This window comes from Butyrivibrio sp. (assembly GCF_024699075.1).
The window spans coordinates 1-4,414 of the sequence record NZ_JAILQF010000268.1 but is presented as its reverse complement, the minus strand read 5'-3'; the positions used below and the strand labels follow the sequence as shown (position 1 = coordinate 4,414).

At 39.9% G+C, this 4,414-nt stretch carries 4 protein-coding genes; all 4 read right to left on the bottom strand.

The genetic code is table 11. The features are described from left to right. Positions 1-1,827, bottom strand: a 1,827-nt coding sequence (locus K6G87_RS11135) for an ATP-dependent Clp protease ATP-binding subunit (protein WP_296837107.1), incomplete at its 3' end; no start/stop codon positions are given. A gap of 240 nt (positions 1,828-2,067) precedes the next feature. Then, the gene (locus K6G87_RS11130) at positions 2,068-2,364 is read right to left on the bottom strand and encodes a hypothetical protein (protein WP_296837105.1); all 297 of its coding nucleotides are present in this window, start codon (positions 2,362-2,364) and stop codon (positions 2,068-2,070) included. 82 nt (positions 2,365-2,446) lie between these two features. Then, positions 2,447-3,034, bottom strand: coding sequence for a ribosome biogenesis GTP-binding protein YihA/YsxC (yihA, locus tag K6G87_RS11125; protein WP_296837103.1), 588 nt, complete (start codon positions 3,032-3,034; stop codon positions 2,447-2,449). Between the two features lie 125 nt (positions 3,035-3,159). Next, positions 3,160-4,413, bottom strand: a complete 1,254-nt coding sequence (clpX, locus tag K6G87_RS11120; RefSeq protein ID WP_296837100.1) for an ATP-dependent Clp protease ATP-binding subunit ClpX — start codon at positions 4,411-4,413, stop codon at positions 3,160-3,162. Position 4,414 lies beyond the last annotated feature (1 nt).

Here is a 4,414-nt window from a genome sequence, read left to right as displayed (position 1 = left end):
AACACCTGTAGGTCCAAGGAAAAGGAATGATCCTATAGGCTTTGAAGGGTCCTTGATACCTGCTTTTGATCTCATAATAGCTTCTGAAACCTTTGTAACAGCTTCGTCCTGACCTATGACTCTCTTATGGAGTTCATCAGCAAGATGAAGTGTCTTACTTCTTTCACTTTCTGAAAGCTTGGAAACAGGGATACCTGTCCACTTTGACACTATGCGGGCTATCTCATCTTCTGAAACCCTGCTGCTTATAATGGAATCTTCTTTCTCCTGCTCCTTTTGTTCAAGCTCTTCAAGCTCTTTCTCCAAAGTAGGGAGCTTTCCATACTGAAGCTCGGCAACCTTTCCGAAGTCTCCATTTCTCTTGAACTGTTCTATATCAGATTTTGTATTATCGATCTGCTCACGGAGCTCTGAAAGATGATCTGCATATTTCTTTTCATTCTCCCATTTTGATTTCAGTACAGACAGCTTGTCATTAAGTTCTGCCAGCTCTTTCTTGATATTTTCAAGACGCTCTTTGGAAAGATTGTCATTTTCCTTAGTAAGGGCTGTCTCTTCTATCTTAAGCTGCATCTGCTTACGGGTAAGCTCATCCATTTCGGCAGGCATCGTGTCATTTTCAGTCTTAACAAGAGCGCAGGCTTCATCTACAAGGTCAATGGCTTTATCCGGAAGGAATCTGTCTGATATATATCTACTTGAAAGCATTGCTGCACTTACGAGGGCATTGTCCATGATCTTAACACCATGGAAAACCTCATACCTGTCCTTGATACCTCTTAGTATACTAATTGTATCTTCTACTGTAGGCTCATCAACAAGTACAGGCTGGAAACGTCTTTCAAGAGCTGCATCCTTCTCTATATACTGGCGATACTCATTAAGGGTTGTCGCACCTATGCAGTGAAGTTCACCCCTTGCAAGCATTGGCTTTAGCATATTGCCTGCATCAAGCGCACCATCTGTCTTACCGGCTCCAACTATAGTATGAAGTTCATCTATAAAGAGAATGATCTCTCCGTCAGACTTTGCTACATCTTCAAGAACAGCTTTAAGCCTTTCTTCGAATTCGCCCCTGTACTTGGCGCCTGCAACAAGTGATCCCATATCTAGTGAAAAGATCTTCTTGTTTAAAAGTGACTTTGGAACGTCACCATCAGCAATACGCTTAGCAAGAGCCTCTACTACCGCAGTCTTACCAACACCAGGTTCACCTATAAGGACAGGATTGTTCTTGGTCTTACGTGACAGGATCTGGATCACTGTCCTTATCTCGGAATCCCTGCCTATTACTGGATCCAGCTTTTGATTTTCAGCTTTCTCTACAAGTTCTTCACCGTATTTTGAAAGTGTATCATAAGTCGCCTCAGGATTATCTGAATCAACAGTCCTGTTGCCTCTTACTTCTGATAAGGCTTTGAGAAAAGAATTCCTTGTCATCCCGAATTCTTTGAACAGCACTTTCATCTCCTTGTTAGGATTTCTAAGCATGGATAGAAAGAGGTGCTCTACTGATACAAAGGAATCACCCATAGCCTTGGCTTCGTTCTCAGCGCTTACCAAAACCTTATTAAGATATTCTCCAACATAAGGACGACCACCCTGGACCTTAGGACGCTTTTGAATGGCGCTCTCAACTCTGCTTATAAAAGTCTGCAGGTCAATTCCCATCTTCTCTATAAGATTGGCAATAAGACTATCTTCAACTGTAAGAAGAGAATATAGAAGGTGTTCCTGTTCTATTTCCTGGTTGCCATATTCATTGGCTACATTCTCACAGTTATTAACAGCTTCAAGAGACTTTTGTGTGAACTTCTGAATATTCATAACAACTCCCTCTGAGCAAAAATAAATGCTCTGGTATACTAATAAACACTATTTATTTAATCTTTAAGCTTTTAGTGTTATTTGTTCTATATCAAATATAACACGCTCATATCTATAGTCAATAAAATAAATATAAAAAAATCGGAAACTCTTACGAGCTTCCGATAGGATAATTCTTATTAGGTCATAGATCATAAATACAGACGCAAGGTATGTCACAGATCATCAAAAGAACATAGGTCATTCTTCATCAATTATCTGATATCTGTCAAAAATCTTATCATGTCCACACAGGTGCTTGGTACCATCATCATCTACTATTACATAATCATTTTCGCAGACGAAGGTACGCCCTCTTCTGTGATCAATAAAAGGACATACGATAAGACCATTATCGCGCGTTACTTTAACAAGATTATCTGTTACAAACCATCCCTTGGTTACCACTTCAGAATAAGGTTCAAATCCATCTTCAAGTCCCTTACCCAGTTCATACTTATAAACTGTAGATTTAATAGGAGTCCTGACGCATCTCATAAATGGTTCCTTTCTCTAAAACAGATATGGCTTGGTTTATAGAAATATCTACGATTATTATAACGGTTTATTGCATATTTTTCTATAATCTTTCGTTTATTATGTCATATATCTCTTCTCTGCCCTTTTTGGTAATTGCAGAGTATGGGATCAGAATTCCATCTGCCGACATATTTAGAGTCTGACGTATGACTTTTACAGCTTTGGGAAGCTGTGATTTGTTGAGCTTATCAGCTTTGGTTGCTATTATGATAGGCTCAAATCCCTGATGAACTATCCATTCATACATCTGGATATCATTGGCTGAAGGCTCATGTCTTATATCTATAAGGAGAAAGACATTTTTAAGGACCTTGGATGAATGAAGATAATTCTCTATCATCTTGCCCCACTTTTCTACTTCACCTTTAGCTCTCTTGGCATATCCATATCCCGGAAGATCCACAAGATAAAAATCATTATTAACATGATAAAAATTGATCGTCTGTGTCTTACCTGGTTCTGCACTGGTTCTTGCAAGCTTCTTCCTGTTCATGAGTCCGTTAATAAGCGAAGACTTACCCACATTACTTTTACCTGCAAAAGCAAACTCAGGTTGTGTATTATAGGGAAGCTTACTTGTAATACCACAGACTGTTTCAAGTTCAGCATTTTTAATCTTAAATTCCATGCATCTCTCCATCATATTTCTTTAAAGTATTGAAACAGGCAGGAGCATAACGCCCCTGCCTGTAATCAGTCACATGCGTAGTCAGCGGCGCAGCGCTAACTGCTACTTCTAAACTGTGCTTTATCTTATTTTGCAGTCTTAAGTCTCTTCTGATCTTTGTAAACAAGAAGCGGCTTACTTTCACCTTCAACTGCAGCCTTGGTAACGATGCACTCTTCAACATTTTCATCTGAAGGAATCTGATACATAACATCCATCATAGCTTTCTCCATGATGGAACGAAGACCACGGGCACCTGTAGCTCTTTCATGAGCCATAGAAGCAATCTTCATGATAGCATCATCTTCAAATGTAAGCTGTACATCATCAAGTCCAAAGAGCTTCTGATACTGCTTAACCAAAGCGTTCTTAGGCTCTTTAAGGATACGTACAAGAGATTCTTCTGTAAGTCCTTCAAGAGTTACTGTGATCGGTACACGACCTACAAACTCAGGGATAAGACCGAACTTTACAAGATCCTGAGGTGTTACATGTTCAAGCACCTGGCCGATCTCACGCTCTGACTTATCAAGAATCTCTGCATTGAATCCGATTGACTTATGATCAATTCTTGCTTCAATGATCTTCTCAAGGCCATCAAAAGCACCACCGCAAATAAAGAGGATGTTGCTTGTATCGATCTGAATAACTTCCTGGTGAGGATGCTTACGTCCGCCCTGAGGAGGAACACTTGCAACCGTACCTTCTATGATCTTAAGAAGTGCCTGCTGTACGCCTTCACCTGAAACATCTCTGGTGATTGATACATTCTCGCCCTTCTTACTGATCTTGTCTATCTCATCGATGTAGATAATACCATACTGAGCACGCTCAATATCATAATCTGCAGCCTGGATCAGTTTGAGAAGGATATTCTCAACATCTTCTCCGACATATCCAGCCTCAGTAAGAGTTGTAGCATCAGCTATTGCAAAAGGAACATTAATGATCTTTGCAAGGGTCTGTGCGAGATAAGTCTTACCTGAGCCAGTAGGTCCGATCATGCAGATATTACTCTTTTGAAGTTCTACATCATCAACAGAATTTCTGGGACTGGTTACCCTTTTATAGTGGTTGTATACGGATACAGCAAGAACCTTTTTAGCTTCTTCCTGACCGATAACATACTCATCAAGGAATTCTTTGATCTCAACAGGCTTCAAGAGATTGATATCATGATCAATAGTCTCTTCAGGTTCCTCTTCAAATTCCTCTTCAATTATATCTGAGCATATCTCAACGCACTCATCACAAATATATACACCTGCAGGTCCAGCTATAAGCTTCTTGACCTGATCCTGAGTCTTATTGCAAAAAGAGCATCTGATTTCTCCGGAAATT

Coding starts and splice junctions, on each gene's coding strand:
- K6G87_RS11130 (WP_296837105.1), bottom strand. CDS start 2,364: ATGAGATGCGTCAGGACTCCTATTAAATCTACAGTTTATAAGTATGAA.
- yihA (WP_296837103.1), bottom strand. CDS start 3,034: ATGGAATTTAAGATTAAAAATGCTGAACTTGAAACAGTCTGTGGTATT.